1 protein-coding gene is annotated in these 286 nt (G+C 44.8%); it reads left to right on the top strand.

Features of this window, described 5'->3' with window-relative positions:
- The coding region (locus QVP40_RS08795) for an ATP-binding protein (RefSeq protein ID WP_330361911.1) at positions 1–286 on the top strand (286 nt) is incomplete at both ends.

Genomic DNA, 286 nt, shown 5'->3' with positions numbered 1-286 from the left:
CATCAGAAACCGTGAGGAGCTTGCAGAAGCTCTGGAAAAACTGGATTTTCCCGTAGTGATAAAGGCAGTGGATCTGATGGGAAGCAGGGGGATATTCCGGTGCGATACCAGCGAACAGGCTTTTTCCTTTTATGAAAAAACCATGGAAGCTACAGGCAAGGATTATTGTCTTGTGGAAGAGTTTATTGAGGGAGAACCCTTTGGCTGTGAGGCAATGATGTCAGAGGGAAGACTTTTATACTGCCTTCCTAATAATATAGATGCCTTTCAGAGCTATGTACCCACT

Origin of the sequence: Blautia sp. CAG:257 (genome assembly GCF_000433815.1) — a bacterium.
Taxonomy (GTDB): Bacteria; Bacillota; Clostridia; order Lachnospirales; family Lachnospiraceae; genus Blautia_A; species Blautia_A caecimuris.
The sequence above is the reverse complement of the archived record's forward strand: the minus strand, read 5'-3'. Positions and strand labels throughout refer to the sequence as shown.